General features: G+C 38.1%; 17 protein-coding genes. 11 read left to right on the forward strand and 6 right to left on the reverse strand.

The window, feature by feature from the left end; genetic code table 11:
• Positions 1 to 3: 3 nt before the first annotated feature.
• The 3 genes from LY11_RS02330 to LY11_RS02340 form a co-directional block, all read right to left on the reverse strand.
• Positions 4 to 348 (reverse strand): DoxX family protein, encoded by a 345-nt coding sequence (locus tag LY11_RS02330; RefSeq protein WP_111632102.1) that lies wholly within the window; start codon positions 346 to 348, stop codon positions 4 to 6.
• Positions 339 to 695 (reverse strand): DoxX family protein, encoded by a 357-nt coding sequence (locus LY11_RS02335; protein WP_111632103.1) that lies wholly within the window; start codon positions 693 to 695, stop codon positions 339 to 341. Before LY11_RS02335 ends, LY11_RS02330 begins: the two co-directional genes overlap by 10 nt.
• A gap of 774 nt (positions 696 to 1,469) precedes the next feature.
• Positions 1,470 to 1,949, reverse strand: a complete 480-nt coding sequence (locus tag LY11_RS02340) for a hypothetical protein (RefSeq protein ID WP_111632104.1) — start codon at positions 1,947 to 1,949, stop codon at positions 1,470 to 1,472.
• Between the two features lie 469 nt (positions 1,950 to 2,418).
• Here LY11_RS02340 and LY11_RS02350 point away from each other — a divergent pair, with 469 nt between their 5' ends.
• From LY11_RS02350 to LY11_RS02375, 6 genes are all read left to right on the forward strand, one after another.
• The gene (locus LY11_RS02350; RefSeq protein ID WP_245952564.1) at positions 2,419 to 2,961 is read left to right on the forward strand and encodes a sigma-70 family RNA polymerase sigma factor; all 543 of its coding nucleotides are present in this window, start codon (positions 2,419 to 2,421) and stop codon (positions 2,959 to 2,961) included.
• Between the two features lie 50 nt (positions 2,962 to 3,011).
• Positions 3,012 to 3,683 (forward strand): hypothetical protein, encoded by a 672-nt coding sequence (locus tag LY11_RS02355; protein ID WP_111632106.1) that lies wholly within the window; start codon positions 3,012 to 3,014, stop codon positions 3,681 to 3,683.
• A 20-nt stretch (positions 3,684 to 3,703) separates the two neighbouring features.
• Complete coding sequence (locus LY11_RS02360) at positions 3,704 to 4,924, forward strand: hypothetical protein (RefSeq protein WP_111632107.1); 1,221 nt, start codon at positions 3,704 to 3,706, stop codon at positions 4,922 to 4,924.
• Between the two features lie 93 nt (positions 4,925 to 5,017).
• Positions 5,018 to 7,411 carry a TonB-dependent receptor gene (locus LY11_RS02365; protein WP_111632108.1) on the forward strand — a complete coding sequence of 798 codons (2,394 nt, stop codon included), beginning with the start codon at positions 5,018 to 5,020 and terminating at the stop codon, positions 7,409 to 7,411.
• Positions 7,412 to 7,455: 44 nt separating this feature from the next.
• The gene (locus tag LY11_RS02370; RefSeq protein WP_111632109.1) at positions 7,456 to 8,667 is read left to right on the forward strand and encodes a hypothetical protein; all 1,212 of its coding nucleotides are present in this window, start codon (positions 7,456 to 7,458) and stop codon (positions 8,665 to 8,667) included.
• Between the two features lie 234 nt (positions 8,668 to 8,901).
• Positions 8,902 to 11,316, forward strand: a complete 2,415-nt coding sequence (locus LY11_RS02375; RefSeq protein WP_111632110.1) for a TonB-dependent receptor domain-containing protein — start codon at positions 8,902 to 8,904, stop codon at positions 11,314 to 11,316.
• On the opposite strand, the gene LY11_RS02380 is transcribed toward LY11_RS02375, so the two are convergent.
• Positions 11,313 to 12,272: an MBL fold metallo-hydrolase gene (locus LY11_RS02380; RefSeq protein WP_111632111.1), complete on the reverse strand. Its 960-nt coding sequence runs from the start codon at positions 12,270 to 12,272 to the stop codon at positions 11,313 to 11,315. The genes LY11_RS02375 and LY11_RS02380 overlap by 4 nt on opposite strands.
• Positions 12,273 to 12,492: 220 nt before the next feature.
• On the opposite strand from LY11_RS02380, the gene LY11_RS02385 reads away from it, so the two are divergent.
• The gene (locus tag LY11_RS02385) at positions 12,493 to 12,711 is read left to right on the forward strand and encodes a hypothetical protein (protein ID WP_111632112.1); all 219 of its coding nucleotides are present in this window, start codon (positions 12,493 to 12,495) and stop codon (positions 12,709 to 12,711) included.
• Positions 12,712 to 12,835: 124 nt separating this feature from the next.
• Entirely contained in the window at positions 12,836 to 13,006 is a 171-nt protein-coding gene (locus LY11_RS26605) for a hypothetical protein (protein WP_157287946.1), read from the forward strand.
• A gap of 14 nt (positions 13,007 to 13,020) precedes the next feature.
• Here the strand turns inward: LY11_RS26605 and LY11_RS02390 are convergent, their stop codons facing one another.
• Positions 13,021 to 14,478 (reverse strand): ATP-dependent DNA helicase, encoded by a 1,458-nt coding sequence (locus LY11_RS02390; protein ID WP_111632113.1) that lies wholly within the window; start codon positions 14,476 to 14,478, stop codon positions 13,021 to 13,023.
• A 52-nt stretch (positions 14,479 to 14,530) separates the two neighbouring features.
• Between LY11_RS02390 and LY11_RS02395 the strand changes: the two genes are divergently transcribed.
• The 3 genes from LY11_RS02395 to coaD are packed head-to-tail and all read left to right on the forward strand — an operon-like array spanning position 14,531 to position 16,359.
• Positions 14,531 to 15,364 (forward strand): DUF3822 family protein, encoded by an 834-nt coding sequence (locus tag LY11_RS02395; RefSeq protein WP_111632114.1) that lies wholly within the window; start codon positions 14,531 to 14,533, stop codon positions 15,362 to 15,364.
• Positions 15,355 to 15,894 carry an RsmD family RNA methyltransferase gene (locus LY11_RS02400; RefSeq protein ID WP_111632115.1) on the forward strand — a complete coding sequence of 180 codons (540 nt, stop codon included), beginning with the start codon at positions 15,355 to 15,357 and terminating at the stop codon, positions 15,892 to 15,894. The genes LY11_RS02395 and LY11_RS02400 overlap by 10 nt, the downstream gene beginning before the upstream one ends.
• Positions 15,895 to 15,897: 3 nt before the next feature.
• Entirely contained in the window at positions 15,898 to 16,359 is a 462-nt protein-coding gene (coaD, locus tag LY11_RS02405; RefSeq protein WP_111632116.1) for a pantetheine-phosphate adenylyltransferase, read from the forward strand.
• Here the strand turns inward: coaD and LY11_RS02410 are convergent.
• Complete coding sequence (locus LY11_RS02410) at positions 16,334 to 16,978, reverse strand: NUDIX hydrolase (protein ID WP_111632117.1); 645 nt, start codon at positions 16,976 to 16,978, stop codon at positions 16,334 to 16,336. The genes coaD and LY11_RS02410 overlap by 26 nt on opposite strands.
• Positions 16,979 to 17,009: the final 31 nt, after the last annotated feature.

The raw sequence follows: 17,009 nt of genomic DNA on the forward strand, positions 1-17,009 counted from the left end.
GCCTTAATTTATTTCCAGGAGTCTCAATAAGAAGATGACTCCATTCAAGACGAAAAAGATGAAGGAAGGCAACGAAAGTAAAAACCCATCCTTCATTTTAATACGTACACCAAAGCCAATCAACATCAGTAATGCAAGTCCTCCCGCTGAAATTATTGCAATTGGATGCCATACAAATCCAACTAATAAACCTATCCCCCCAAGCAACTGTAAGCCACCTACCAGATTTCTAAATTCCCTCAATCCATATCGTTCAAATTCATTGGTCATTCCAGCATTCAAAAAGAATATAACTCCATAATAAAGGAAAGATAAACTCGAAATGAAGGTTAAAATGATCAACAACATTTAAAAAAATAACCAGAATGAACGCCTGCTACAAATATTGACAGCATCAATAAAATAAATGATGGAATGAATTTTCGTAAAGGATTTCTAACCTTTAGATGAGCAATTTGGGCACAAATCATTAACAAAGCCATTAGTAATGCAGCCGAAAATACCGGCGATTCATACCATATACCCACAACCAATAGCGTTGACAGGGCAATTTTCGTAGCGCCTACCATATTCCTGACAAGATCCGGAATACCATATTGTTTAAATTCTTTAACAATGTTATCAAAACGGCCAATCCAGACCAAACAGATTGATAAGGCAATTATGAGCTGAGCAAAATTAGAAAGGTTAATCATCAGAGTTGTTTTAGCATAGTATAAATGTGATTTCAACTATTTTTTGTCGGTGGTTTACTTGATTATTTATCATGATGTTGCTGCCTGTTTTGGGCAAAAAACAACGTAATCGCAAAACCAATATATAGAATTGAAACAATGGCCGTAAGGACAATCAGATCTAAATTTTCCATGTTAATTTGGTTTTTTCATGTTAAAATATATTAACAAGCCTATCATTGTTGGTGGCCATAACCCGATAAATATTGCCCGATCGTGATCTTTTAATACCATGAAATAGTATTCAGATAAGAAAATAACGATAATCGTCATTGTCAAAATGGCGAATTCGATTTTGGAGAACTTCTTCATATATTTTGGAATTGATTAAAATTATAAGAGATTGATTACTCAGTTTTGAGGCACTAAATAGCCAACCCGCAGGCTAATGAAAAGGTCATTGCGGGCAAGTAAAATGATGGGATGTCTAAAGAATAATTACCAGGCTCATAGGCCACTGGTAATGCAGAAGTCAGGACTTATTATGCCTGTTTTTTAATAGTCTATATCTTTGCAGAAAAGGATCGGATAATCAGTAATTGACTAATAAACAGCGTGGTTATAAAGCATAAAGAATATTAAAGCCAAATTGTTTTTAATAAATCCATTCCTTGCTGCTTTTTTATTCAGTTCATCTAAATAGTTAGAATAATATACAATAAAGCAACAAAACGGCCCTTTTAGTAAGCTTCTGCAAATTGAAGCTTATATTTACTTTGTCTGATACAGATGGGACTACAAATAGTCTTTGGTTTTTTTAAATTCTTCAAAAGATCTTTTGATATAATTATGAAGATCATAATCGCCCCATTTCCGGATGTCTTCATTCTTTGGCCAGTAAGCTGATTTAAACTCTTCCAGATCTTCATCTTTGATCGGAACGATCAGCTTAATCTTTTCCTTATTGAACCTGCTGGCCACTTCTGTATAATCAGATTCACGGGTGATAAATTGCCCTAATCTCTTTGCCCGCTTGCCATCCTGACTAAAAGTCTCATATAAATAAGTCAGCGGACTACCACCTAGTGGTGATAACATTCCAATGGATGGCTTACCATTTGTAAAAATCCCTTTAGCTTTGAAGTCTGCCTGAGCATCCCGTAAACCCTGCAACCTGGATTGTCCTGTTATTTTCACTTCCCTTAACTGAGTTGAGGAAGCTCTGAGATAAATAACCAGGTCTTTTAAATTACTGACACTGATCTTCTTATCCAAATACCCATCCAGTGAAATCTGAAGTGTATCGCCTTCTTGTGCTAAATATCAAATAAACCAAAGTTGTTAGTTGGATTTGTATAACCGGTTCTTTGATTATGAACCGATGCCCCTGCCACTCTTGTTTTTGACCCCTCTTCAAATATAACTCCGCTTAGCATTTTTTGAGATTGGCCTTTCACCGGCACGAAGGATAACATTAAGGTAAATACCAATAATATCTGTACGAAAATTAGCTTCATTCTCTAAAAATAGGCACAAGAAAAAAAAACTTTCAATAATTAACACTCTTTAACCTGAATGTTAATTATTGTTAACGGTTAATGCTAAACTCCGGGCAGCTTATTTTGTAATTCACTATAAATGAACAGGCTGTAAGCCCGCCTATCTGATTAAATAAGATAATTCAACTAATTTATTTATAATCATTATAAATAATATATATTTGGCGAATATTATCCAATCCAACTTGGCAGCAATAAAAGACATAAACTCATCCGGTACGCTTCATATCGACAAGGAAACTTTCGAATGGATTTACACGCTTTATTGGGAAAAAGTTTATGCGATCTGTTACAATAACATTCGTGAAATGGAGCCTGCTAAAGAAATGGTTCAGGATATTTTCAAATCACTTTGGGAAAGAAGGGAAAACCTTGAGCTTGAAAAAGCAGAGCATTATCTTGTTCGTTCTGCGAAGTTCAAGACTTTTGAGTACATCAGAAATAAAGTCAGCAGAGAAAAACATATAGGAATGAAAATGCAAAGCTGCACGATGTCTACCAATTGCACCGAAGAACATATCCTGTTTAACAGCCTGAAAGAAAAAGTAAATCTGCTGGTCGAACGGCTCCCATGCCAATGCAGGAGGGTTTATAAAATGAGCAGAGAAGATGGTTTGGGCAATAAGGAAATTGCTTCTAACCTGCTGATCTCGGAAAGGGCTGTGGAATATCATATCTCTAAAGCAACCAATATGCTGAAACTCAATCTTGCTAATTACGCTAATTAATTTAAACAGGCTCTTATATTTTGTCTAAGTTTGTATTAAGAATAGCCTGCATGAAAATAAGTAAAGAACTTATCGAAAAATATCACCTTGGCGAATGCGATCTGCAGGAAAGCAAATTCGTGGAGGAATGGCTATTTTCTGAAGAAACCGACCAGGAACTGGAACTTCCTTCACATGAAAACAAAGCTGATCTTAAAACCCAGCTATGGGAAGAAATCCAGCAGGTTTTACCATCCGGATTACCTGCCCCAAAAGCAGTACCAGTACGTATGCTTGCTAATAAATCTTCAAAAATTATATACTGGGCAAGCAGGACCGCAGCTATTTTAATCCTGGGACTCTCTTCACTCATCGGTTATCATTTATATTTTACACCTGATGATCCTTTAGGGCTGGTTTCCATAAATAACACTTCTTTACTGGAAGTAAGACATATCGATTCCAAAGCGTACTGCATTTCGCTGGCACCAGAATCGACTGCAAAAATCAACTATCAAACGGGCAATATTGACTTCTCCGGAAGTATCATTATCTCTCCAAAAAAAGATATTGAATTAAGTATCGGTGGAAGCGAAGGCAAAATGACCTTTAAAACCGGGCAAACCTATATCGCTATGAACGGCAAATCAGGATACGACAGGTTTATCCTGATCAATGAAAGAAACTTGATGGATCTGCCGCCAGTACTTCAAAAACAGCTTATCAACAAGTTTAGCATCTAATTCTCTCCTAAGAAACCATAATGTATCATCCGTTTAAAACTTTTCTGCTGCCCTGCTTACTGAGCTTATTCTTTTGCTCTTCCTGTCATCAAAATAATCACCAGGATTTAAGCCCGTCAAAGAAAAAATACAGCGTCTATATTCTCGGTAAAGACGGAAAAGAATATTTACTGGAAACGGATTCTTTAAACAGCGGATCTTTACGGCCGGAAGAAAAAGGTGCTTTACTGGACGGAGAGGTAATGGATCGTGATGTTATCGTACATAAGGGTTATTATTATCATTTGAGCAGGAAAAAAGCATCTTTCGAAAAGTACAAACTGAATGGCAGCACATTGACTCTTTTGGCTGCGATGCCGCTGAAAGATTTCTCTATCGAAAATTTCAACTGGGTTTCCAAGGACACTTTATTACTGACTGGCTTGAACAAAAGTGATTATACACAAGTCAAATATATATTGGTGAATACAGATAAGATGTTAAAAGTATCTGCTGGTGATATTAACATCCCCCGCCCCAGTGGAAAATTCACTTCTGTATCAATCGGTTTCGCTGAATTGAGAAAAGATAAGATGTTGTTGGGCTATACTTATAATGAGCAGTTGAGCTCTTCAAATTATAGTACCAGTGATACAACCTATGTATCAGTTATCAAATATCCGGAAATGCGGTTAATCAAAACTGATAAAGATACCCGCTCCACTTCCCCGGGAGGGACCAATACGATACAGTCTTATTCTTTCAATGATGAACAGGGGAACTATTATTTCATGTCTTGTCCCGGAATCGCTTTAGGCAACCGACCGGAATTACCGACTGGAATATTCCGGATCAATGCCGGACAGGAAACGATAGATAAATCATACTTTTTTGATATTTCCGGCTCCATAATTCAAAATCATGCTTATGGTATCTGGTATCTTGGTCATCATAAAGCTATCATCAGAAGTGAAAGAAAGGACTTATTTAAAGGTTTAAGTGATCATTACAGTACAGCTCATTTTGAATTTTATGTGATCGACCTGATCAAAAAAGATATAAAAAAACTCGCTCTTCCGCTGGACAAAGGAACAAGAAGAGAGTGTGTAATTGTTAAGGATAATATAGCCTTTATCGCAGTAAACTCCACCTTAAATGGCAATTATATCTGGCTGTATAACATTAGCGATGGTACGTTAAAAAAAGGTCTTCAATTGGCAGGAGACACGGATTTCATCATGAGAGCAGACAAATTGAATTAGCGCCTTAATTTATTTTAATATTTTTTTACTGTTACACCTTCGGAAAAGTAGTTCTTATGCTACTAACAGTATAAACACACCCATATTAAAATAATGTCATTTCGAAAAATTCTACTTTCATTAGCTATAACGGCACTATCCTTCGCTGCTTACGCACAAAACTCAGCTACAATTTCAGGATATGTCAAAGACAGTACATCGGTAATTACAGGTGCTACGCTGTTCTTAAAAAACACGAAAACAGGGGCCGTTACCGGCAACGACGGATACTATGAACTTAAGGGGGTATTACCCGGTAATTATACGATTATCGCTTCTTACATGGGTTATGTAACCAGCTCAAAGCAGGTGTTTTTAAAACCTGGTCAACAATTCAATTTATCATTTACTTTAAAAAAGAATTATCAGGAACTTGACAATGTTGCCATTACCGGGAAAACAAAAAGTCAGGAAATTAAAGAATCTGGTTTCGCTGTTAATGCGATTGACCTTAAAAAGTTCGCCAACACAACTGCCGATCTTAACCAGGTACTGAACAGAAGTGCTGGTATTAAAATCAGAGAGCAAGGCGGATTAGGTTCTGATTTCAAATTCACAATGAATGGCCTTTCTGGCAAACAAGTTAAATTCTTTCTGGATGGCATCCCAATGGAAACCTTTGGAAGTGCAATGTCACTCAACAATATCCCGGTCAACCTTGCTGAAAGAATTGAGATTTATAAAGGTGTTGTACCAGTAGAGCTGGGTTCTGACGCATTAGGTGGCGCTATCAATATAGTCACTGACCAGCATACTAAAAAGTTTCTGGATGCAAGTTATAGCTATGGCTCTTTCAATACGAGCCGTGCTGCGCTGGCAGGTAGGTTTACTACGGATAAAAGCGGGCTTATTTTCAATTTCAGCGGGTATCATAATTACTCGGACAATGATTATTTAATGCGCAACAATCCGGAATACGGTGCACCAATACAGGTCAACGAAGGTGGCGTTGTTGTCCAGAAAGATGCTTATCGTTTCCATGATGCCTATAAATCTACAATGGGACAGATGGATGTGGGTGTCGTTAATAAATCATGGGCAGACCAATTATCCCTTGGTTTTCTTTACTCTTCCTTGTACAAGGAAATACAAACTGGCGCAAGTCAGAATATTGTTTACGGTGGCGCGACTAATAATGAGCAATTTTTCATGCCCAGCCTTAAATACAAGAAAAATGATTTTCTGTTAAAGGGCTTGTCAGTAAATGCAACAGCTTCTTATTCTACCACAAAATCACATGTAACAGATACTTCTGGTTATAAATATGGATGGGGAGGGATTGTAAAACCAGAAGAGATTGCTGGCGAAATCGGAGGTGTAAAAACTATCTACCGCTATAAGAATAATACGGCTATCGGAAGAATAAACCTGGCCTATAAAATTGATGACCAGCAAAGTATTAATCTAAATTACAGTTATAGTCATTTCAGCCGCTCTGCAAAAGAGGAGTTGGGCAGACTAAAAGATAATCCATTCGCTATTCCGAATACGATCACAAAAAACATTCTGGGGCTGGCTTATCAGCGTACTTTATGGAAGGACAAACTGACTATTACACCTTTTGCAAAATACTACGGATACGATGCTTTTGTGCCGAATGCAGTTTCTTTAGGGGGTTCCAACGGATGGGAAAACGCAGATAGCCGGACGCATCAGGACAATTTCGGTTATGGAATAGCTTCCAGATTTAAAATCAATGAAAATGCAGGGATCAAAGCTTCGTTTGAGCATGCTTATCGTCTGCAAGAGCCTGATGAGTTATTTGGTGATGGTATAAATGTAGTTTCAAATACTGCTTTAAAGCCTGAGAAAAGTGACAATATCAATGTTGGCTTATATTATCACTATCAGCTGAATGACCATAGAATTGCTTTTGATGCTTCTTACTTCTATAGAAATGCAAAAGACTTTATTTATATGGCTGTACCTGCTGGCAGATATTCTAACTATCTGAACGTAGGCAAAGCAGAAATTAGTGGAGTAGAAGGTGAAGTCAGTTATAACTACCGCCAGCTATTGGAGTTTTCTGTAAATGCAACTTATCAGAATGCGAGAAATAATCAGGAATTTCAGGCTGGTAGCACGACAATTAAAGATGCTACCTTCAGGGATAAAATACCTAATCAGCCGTGGGTATATGGAAATGCCAGCATTGGCATTGGTAAAAATGATTTGCTGGGCAAAGATTCGCGCCTGCAGTTTAACTGGTCAACTCAGTATGTACATTGGTTTTATCTGACCTGGGAATCACTGGGCAGCAAGGAATCCAATAATAAAATCCCAAGTCAATTAACACATAATGCAAGCCTTGCCTATTCATTTAAGGGTGGCAGGTATAATATTTCTGCCGAGTCTTTTAACGTCACCAATGTGATCGCTTATGATAATTTCAGATTGCAAAAACCAGGCAGGTCATTTTATGTAAAACTGCGCTACTTCATTAAATAATCAATAAACAAATACCATTTTATTCTTAAAACCAACTCAACATCATGTTAAAAACAGTCAATAAATTTTTCCCTTTACTCGCGTCAGTCGTACTTATCTCAGGACTCTCCGCTTGTAAAAAAAACGACAGCAAAACAACGGATGAAAATCCTCCTGTAGTTCAAAGTACTTACAGTCTGAGAGTATCCTCAGGATCACCTGCTGCTGAATATATTTTGCAGGCAGGCTCTTTAACAAGTGGCACTGCAACACTGGTAGGAACAGGAGTAGCAACGACTTTGACTACAATTACCGCCAGAAACGGATTTTATTATGGATTGAACGATGCAGGCAACCTGGTTAAGTATACTTCTAACAATAAGATCAATACTATTGTTAAAGAAATTCCTTTTACTCAGATCAGCTGGGCATATTATGCTAGTTTCTACAAATGGAAGGATGATAAAACGCTTGTTCTTTTTAGTTCGAACGGATCAATACAATTTGAATACGCCATTCTTAATGTAGAAACGATGGCCATTACTGCCAGCGGTAAAATAAATGTTCCGGGACTACTTAAAGATCACTATTTCTGGGGGTATGCCGCTACAATTACTGACAACAAGGTAAATCTTACCTATACACAAAATGCAAATGCTGGTGACAACCTTTCAGTAGATACAACTTACCTGGCAACATTTGATTATCCTGCAATGAATAACGTGAAGGTAACAAAAGATACAAGATTCACTTTACCTGAACATTATTCTTTAAATATGCCAAACTCATTTGTAGAAAATGGGAACTCTTATTTTATTGCGTCTCCAAATATCTGGACAACTTCGAATAAAAATAAGCCATTCGGTATCTACCGTGTAAAAAATGGAGCTTCACAAATTGATCCTGATTATTTCTATGAAATAACAGACAGAAATAAAGAAGAAGCAATGGGATTATTTTATATCGGTAACGGAAAAGCAATCGTAAAATTCATTGATAAAACTCAGATTACCGACTATAAATCTTATAGCGTTGGATTTATCGCAGATTACTACGTAGTAGACGTGGTGAACCAAACTAAAACCAAGTTGAATATCCCTAAAAGTATCAGTGGTAGTTTTACAGAAAATGTCCTGGTTGAAAATGGATTAGTTTCTATTGCAGCACAAACGGCAGATGGATACTATATCTACCAATATAACCCATCAACTTCTGCGGTTACCAAAGGCTTAAAACTCGAAGGGATTACATCTTTATCACGTTTAGACAAACTTTAATTCTAATTGCGCTCTTCCCTTTTTATTGCTGCTTATGCAGCTTAAGAAAGATAAAGCGGCCAAATGGCCGCTTTATCTTTTTCTGATAGCTACTGAAAACCTCCCTTCTTTCTTTTTCTATATTTTCTTTCCGATTATCTACATTAAGGATAAAATCTACAGCTAAGCAAGACCATAAGTTTCCTGTTTTTTTATATATTTAATTTTCGCTCACCGATCCAAATATATATCCTTTTGAAAGCTATACTTACCGTTACGTTACTTCTGCTTTTAAGTGGCAGTCTTTTCGCCCAATATAAACTTACAGGCACTGTAAATGATCAGAAAAACCTATCTCTACCCTACTCAGGAGTCATTTTATCAGATTTAACCCGTTTAAAAAGTCAGACCGTAACTACGGATAGTTCAAGTCTGTTTGTCTTCAGAAATTTAAAAAAAGGTAAATATCAGCTGAGTTCAAGTTATATTGGTTTTCAGAAAAGCACTATTGACCTGATTATTTCTGCCGACACCTCTATAAAAATAGTGTTACAATCCTTAAATAATCAGCTGAGCGAAGTGACAGTTACCGCTGGCCAACCTGCTGCTTTAATTCAGAATACGGAAAAACTCACCTATAATGTTTCCGGCAGTGTGACCGCTACAGGAACCGATGGATTAACCGCAGTCAGCCAGATTCCGGGCGTGAAAGTGAGCAATAACGAAATCTCCAGTGCAGGTAAAGGGCAGCTCAAAGTAATGGTCAATGGACAAGTTATTCAGCTTGCAGGTTTAGACCTGATGCGGTATTTAAAATCGATGTCTGCCAACCAGATTTCAAAAATAGAGCTGATTAAAAATCCATCTGCAAACTTTGACGCAGACGGAAATGCTGGTCTGATTAATATTGTAACTAAACAAAGCAAAAAACAAGGTTATTCCGGAAACGTACAACTGAATGGTAAACATTGGATACATGACCAGAAAACCATTTATGGAACAAGTAATTTTTACGCCCTGAATGGTAGTGCTAACCTGAACTACAACTCGGAAAAGCTCTCTGTTTACAGCAGTGTAAACCTGGATAAAGACCACCACTTAGAAGGGTTCCAAACCGACTTATATTATCCTAAACAAACCTGGCTGCAAACTGATACCGGAGATTATACCTATCATAACATTAATGTGATTGCAGGGGCCGATTACAAACTAAGCCCTAAAACTACTATCGGGCTATCCTATCTTGGTGGCCGCGGTGTTTATGATGGCTCGGATCACGTGAACAATCCGGTTTACAACAATTCCGGGGAGCTGGATTCAACATTAAAAACCTATGCAACTTATCATCCGGTAGCTTTGAGCAATTCGGTTAATATGCACACCATTGTGAAATTTGATACTACCGGAAAAAAGCTTTCTTTAAATGCAGATTATTACAATTATTACCGCACAGATCGTTCTGACTTTGAAAGTAACAGTTATTTACCCGGACAATCCAATGCAGTAAACAATACCCGGTATTATGATACGAATAAACAAAATATCAATATTTATACTTTTAAGGCCGATGCCGAATTGCCAACCCGCTATGGTTTATTATCATTTGGTGGTAAACTGAGCTTTATTGATAACTACAGCAATGCTTTTTATTATAATAAGATAAATGCGAATGAGCTGGTTTACAATACAAACCTGAGTAATGAGTTCGACTATACAGAAAACACGCAATCCTTGTATGCCAGTCTGAATAAAGAAAAGGGCAAATGGAGGTATCAGGGCGGTCTGAGAACCGAATTCACACAAACTAAAGGCTACTCTTATACCATTAATCAAACGACAAATAACAGTTATGTTAAACTATTCCCTTCTTTATTAATTGCCTATCAGGCAGACAAAGATGATAGTTTCTCTTTTACGCTCGGCAAGCGGATCAACCGGCCTTCCTTCTGGAGTCTTAATCCATTTAAGTCGTTATTTACAGCTTATAGTTATGGCCAGGGTAATCCTTATTTACAGCCCGAATACAATAATAATTTCGAGCTCGCTCATACCTATAAAAGCAACCTGACCTCTTCCCTGTTTTTGAATGTAACCGATAATGGATTTACAAACGTCACGATTGCAAGACCAGATACCAACCTGGTTTATACCACCCCGTTAAACTTCATTAAAACTTATAGATATGGTATTACTGAGAGTTATGCTTTAAAACTTTTCAGCTGGCTGGATAATAATAACCAGGCCACCTTTTACCATACCAATGCGAATTCCAGCAATAGCAGTTTCAATAATATCAAAGGCTATGGCCTATACCTCGCCAGTAACAATACCTTTTATTTGAATGCAGAGAAAACCTTTGCCCTGGCTGCTAACTTCTGGTATCAATTCCCGGAAATTGATCATATCAGCAGGTCAGGGACTTCTTATAAATTAGACCTGGGCATAACTGCCTTAGCGCTTAAAAAGAACCTGAACATCACCTTTAATGTCAATGATATTTTCAGAAGCAGTGCAACTTCTGTAACCACTTATGTGAATGGCATCAAACAGCAGTTTACCAACTTCCAGATTAACCGTTATGCACAGTTAAGCATGAGTTACCGTTTTGGAAGTAAACCTGCCAAAACCAGAGAAACAGGAAATGAAGATGAGCGTGGCAGAAACCATTAAAACTCCAGGTATTTCCCCTGTTCCGGGAAAACGAGTTTCAAGCTCAGTTGATTTTTCTGTTTCAGTTCATTGACCAGGTACGCTTCTTCTTTATCCCATGCCTTGATGTGTGTAATCACAATGGAAACTTTTTGCAAAGCCTCAACCCCTGTGAGTTTACTCAGTCTGGCTAATTCTACCATCAGCAAACGTGGCGTTAAATGTCCGAATAATTGATTCTCTGGCTGTTTATCAGAGAAAGAAGTTTCAATGAATATGGCTTTAAGCTGGTTCTTTACAATCAAAGGGGCAACCTGTTTCCAGAGTTTCTCTAATTGTGTATTTTTCTCAATTTCGTCTGCTCCTGTATCTCCCAGGTATAATATGGAATGCTCCTGATGACCGATTAAAAAAGCTGTGCTTTCATAGCCAGGCCCATGACTCAAAGGAAAAGCTGTGACCTGCATTTCTGTCCCTGTCAAGTCTCTTTTTACCTGCGCTTCAAGCGGCACATAGGTATATTTATTTAAACGTGGCGCTTCTCCTTCATTCGCAAAATTAGCCCAGGCCTTCCACGTAAAATATTTGTCCCTCAATACCTCAATGACAGACGGGAAAGCATAAATATTTTTCTTCGAATCATCGGGAGAGTTCATGATTAATCCGGCTACATGGTCCAGATGTGCATGAGATACCAGGTAACCTTTAATGTTATTTTGTAAGACTTCATCGGCAGGTCCTTTAAATAATTGATTGCTGATCGCTACATCTATTCCATGTCTTATCGTTCCTGCATCTGCCGCTATAAAATGATCACTTCCAATTGGTGCGATCAGGTAAGCTGATAAATTACTTTCATCCAGCCCGCCCCTGGTACCCAACGGGATAACTTTAAAAAATTTTTGATCTTGTGCAAACCCTTCACTAAAAACAAGGTTTGATAATAGCAAAAGGAGAAAGTATAATTTCTTATTCATAGGTTGATAACATTTGATAAAATTCCAATTTATCTTTATAGTTTTATATATGATTTACGCGGTCTGAATATGTCGTATGGCTAAATCATTGTAGCTTAAAAATACTTGTAACAAAAATGCGTAAATTAATACTAATATTCTGTAGCAGTCATGTTAAGAAACCTGATCATGGCAAGGTTCCTGCGTATATCAATGGGAATCAATTTATTAACAGCCAATTATGAGAACTCTAAAAATTAACATCGAAGATGATGTATACAGTATATTACAGCCAATAGCTACCATTAATCTTTATAAAATCTTACATCCAAAGGGCTCATTTGAGATTACAAGAAGAAGATATACCGGAGAATGGAAGGTTTTGCTGCAAACAAATAACTCAGTGACCTTACCAATTGCGCCAATAGGAAAAGCAATAGAGGAAAACTGGGTATTGTAAACTAGATATTAATCAGCCACATACCGTTGATTTTATTACCCAACCTGTTCGCCGCAATACCCATATTGTATTATTTATGACGGGGTAATAATTTATATTTATTACCTTCACAAAAAAAAACAATATGACTATTTCCACAGTTTTAGAAAATCACGAGATTTCAGCACATACGGAACGTTTAGGAACGGCAGAAGTTACTTTCATAGTTCTTGCTTTATGCGTAATTATAGCAACTACAGCAATCTACTTTTCTTTTCTTAGAAAAGCTGCTCATACTGAAGACGCAAAACACTAAGCCGTTTTCTGATTTTAGTACTGCTCTTCGGATGGATCTCTAAATAAGTTCTGCGCAAAGTTAACCAGGAACAATTCCTGTTTAGCCCTGGTAATGGCAGTATATAACCAGCGCAGAAACTCTAGATCTACCATTTCGTCGGTCAGGTATCCCTGATCTACAAATACCGCATCCCATTGACCACCCTGTGCTTTGTGGCAGGTTACTGCATACGCAAATTTAATTTGCAAGGCGTTATAATACGGGTCTTCTTTAATGGCCAGCATCCGTTCCCGCTTATTGGTAATGTGCTCATAATCTTCTACTAAACCTTCGAATAACTTTTTGCTGTCTTCATAAGGCAAATTAGGTGTTTCTGCCTGTAAGGTATCTAACATGACTTTACAAGTGACCTGACCAGCTTCCGGATAATCCAGAAACTCAAGCTGTACTTCAGAAAATCTGAAACCATATCTTTCTTCTTCATTTCTTACCCTGACGATCCTCGCCATATCACCATTCGCAATAAAAGAAGTCGATTCATTATCTGGCAACCAGAAGTAATTATTCCGGACAACCATGATCTGATCTCCGCCTGTCAGTTCTTCTTCCCGGTATAATAATCGCGCCCTGATTTGCTGATTGTAAACATTCGCAGATTTATTAGAACGGCAAACCACCAGCGAATTTTCAATATCAAATTTCCTGTAAGCATATTCCAGGCCTTCGACAAGCTTCACTCCAGTCATTCTGAAAATATCTTTATAGCCTTTTGTAAAAAACTGCGGCAAGGCTACTTTCTCCTCGCCATTTCCTTCTGATATATTTTCAATATGGGCATTGATCAGGTCCCGCAGCATGGAAGCATTCGCTAATATTCCCGACTCCCTCCCCTGGCGGACAACTTCTCTCAATTCTGTTTCTGTAACTCTTAATCCAAAGTTCTGAGCTACATAATCTTTATTCAGTGCCGGAGAATCCATGCTCCCAACCGGGGGCAGCTGCGCGGTATCACCGACAAAAAGTACAGCACAGTTTTTACCATTATAGATAAACTCCATCACATCTTTCAGAAAAGAAGAGCCATTTTTAGTGTTCCACTCATCGGCGATCATCGAAGCCTCATCAATAATGAATAAAGTATTTTCTGCAAGGTTTGGTGCGAGCTGAAATGACATATCCAGCCCTACGGCAGACCTTTTCCGATATATTTTTTTGTGAATAGTTAAGGCAGTCCGTCCCGAATAACTGGTCATCACCTTTGCAGCGCGCCCTGTTGGAGCGAGTAAAATCGCTCTGAGCTTAAATTTCGGCAAAACCTTTACCAGTGCTGCAACCGAAGTAGTTTTACCCGTACCGGCATATCCTCTAAGGATGAAACACCTGTTATCCAGCTCTCCAGACAAAAAATCAGCCATTTGCTGGCAAAAAACAAACTGTTCAGCAGTGGGTTGAAATTGGTAAGACTGGGCAATTATTGAGGCTTTATCCATTTTACAAATATGCAATGGTGTTGTTATAGAAAAAAGAATTAATTTTGCTAAGATGAACAATAGTAAAAACAGCATTTTATTAGTGGATCCGGAATTTGATCCTAATACTGCCTCAGCCTGTAATTTGTTGTTAAAAATTACTGGTGATAGTTTTTCATATGCCATAATTGATAAAAACAGCAAGCAGTTAAAAGCTGTATTTGATCAGCAGGAATGTGAAGACATCAGTGCTGATCTGGCCACTATTTTAAAAAATGACAGCTATCTTAAATTACCATTCAGGGAAATAAAGGTTTCTGTTTATACGCCAAATACTATTGCCGTTCCCAATGAATTTTTCTGTAAGCAGGACCTGAATGCCTACGCTAACTTTTTCAGCGAAGACCAGTCAGCTACTTTATATACACGTGCTTTTGCGCGCTTTGGTTTCACTTCGGTGTTCAACCTGGAGAAATTCACGGAGCAAACTTTAAACACCTTCCTGGCCAGTGCTGCACGTTACGAGCAGAATGCACCTGTTTTAGCATTGGCAACAAGTGTGGAGGGCAATGCCTTACTGCTGGACTTCACGGTTGGTTCTTTTAATGCCCTGTTGCTGGATAAAGGCAGAATGCACTTCCAGAATACCTATCAGATGGAAAATGCGGAAGAATTTAACTATTACCTGGTCTTATTGATCCAGGAATTAAAGTTAGATCCGGCAACCACACCTGTATTAATCAGTGGAATTATTCATCAGAACGATGGTTACCATACCTGTCTGCATAAATATTTCAATCACATCCATTTTAACCTTCCTCCTGCCAATGATATTGATCATGCTATCTTAGATGATATGCCTGCTCACTATTACAGCAGCTTATTAGCTCTAGACTTATGCGTATAATTGGCGGTAAATTAAAAGGTATCCGCATGAATGCGCCTGCCAGTCTTCCTGTAAGACCTACTACAGACATGGCTAAAGAAGCCCTTTTCAACATCTTATACAATACTTATGATTTTGACAGCTGCAGTGTCCTGGATTTATTCAGTGGCACCGGAAATATCAGTATTGAATTCGCATCACGCGGGATAAAAGAAGTAACTGCTGTCGATAAACACTCCGGCTGTATCTTCTGGCTGAAATCAGTTATTGAAAAGTATGAGCTGAATGAAATTACTCTGCAGAAAGCAGATGTATTCAAATTTCTGGAACAGCATACTAAAAGTTATCAGATCATATTTGCAGATCCTCCTTATGATTTAACAACTATTCCGCAGATCCCTCAATTGGTAGCGAAAAATAAGTTACTGACTGAAAACGGATTACTGGTGGTAGAACATCCTTCTCTATTAAAATTAAAAGATCAGCCAGGTTATAAAGAAACCCGCCGTTATGGCAATTCTTCTTTCAGCTTTTTTAACTATACGCCGTAGACTATGAGAATAGCCCTGTTCCCGGGATCATTTGATCCATTAACCATCGCACATGCTGATATTTTGAAGCGTGCCTTGCCATTATTTGATAAAGTAATTGTGGGTATAGGGCTGAACAGCTCTAAACAGAGCTTTTTATCCGGACAAGTGCGGGAGGAAATCGTAAAAGCGGTATTTGCAGATTACGATACTATTGAAGTTCAGTCTTATGAGGGTTTAACGGTAGATTTTTGCAGAAAGATCAATGCGTCCTATATGATTCGCGGGATTCGTTCTGTGGGTGATTTTGAATATGAAAGGGCCATCGCGCAGATTAACCAGACAATGATGCCGGAAATGGAAACGATCTTTATTTTGAGCAAACCTGAATACTCGGCCATTAGCTCCACCATAGTCCGGGATATTCTCCGGAACCATGGTGATGTAACGCCTTTTCTTCCTAAGGAAGCTTTATTTTTTCTTTAGACACTTCCTCTTTGATCAGTTTGCCTGCTTTGAGCACGTCAATAATAGAAGGGTAAGTATTTTTCAGTACTGGCTTAAGGTCAGCTGCGGTAAGCCATTCTGCTTTAGTAATGCCTTCTTCTTTCTGCGGAACCAGTTTTGGGTTTCCTTTCACAGTCATGCTGTACCAGTTCGTTCTTTTCAGGACTAACCTGGTTCCCATTTCATATACATGGTAGGTTTTGCACAACCTTTCATCGTTCGTATTGATTTTTACGCCGCATTCTTCTTCAACTTCGCGTCTTCCTGCATCTTTAATACCCTCTCCTTTTTCGACTTTACCTTTTGGCAGGTCCCACTTTTTATTTCTGAAGATAAACAGGTATTCTTCTTTTGCATTCATGACCAGGCCGCCAGCTGCTTTAATCACAGTTAAGCCGGCTTTCATTTGTTTAAAAAGTGATTTTGGATCAGCAGTTATCAATACATACTGTTTGGCGGATAATTTACTTAAGCCTTCATAGAAAGCTTCAAAGTTAAATCCATTTTCCTCCACCAGTTCAACAGGTTCCGTGTGCGATGGCACTTTGTTCGCGATGAGCAGTGTATTGTCGTTTATGTAAATGGTGTAAGTTTTCATGGGTATGATCGTTAGTATGTCAGCTTCCAAA

The organism is Pedobacter cryoconitis, assembly GCF_003259615.1.
Lineage (GTDB): Bacteria > Bacteroidota > Bacteroidia > Sphingobacteriales > Sphingobacteriaceae > Pedobacter > Pedobacter cryoconitis.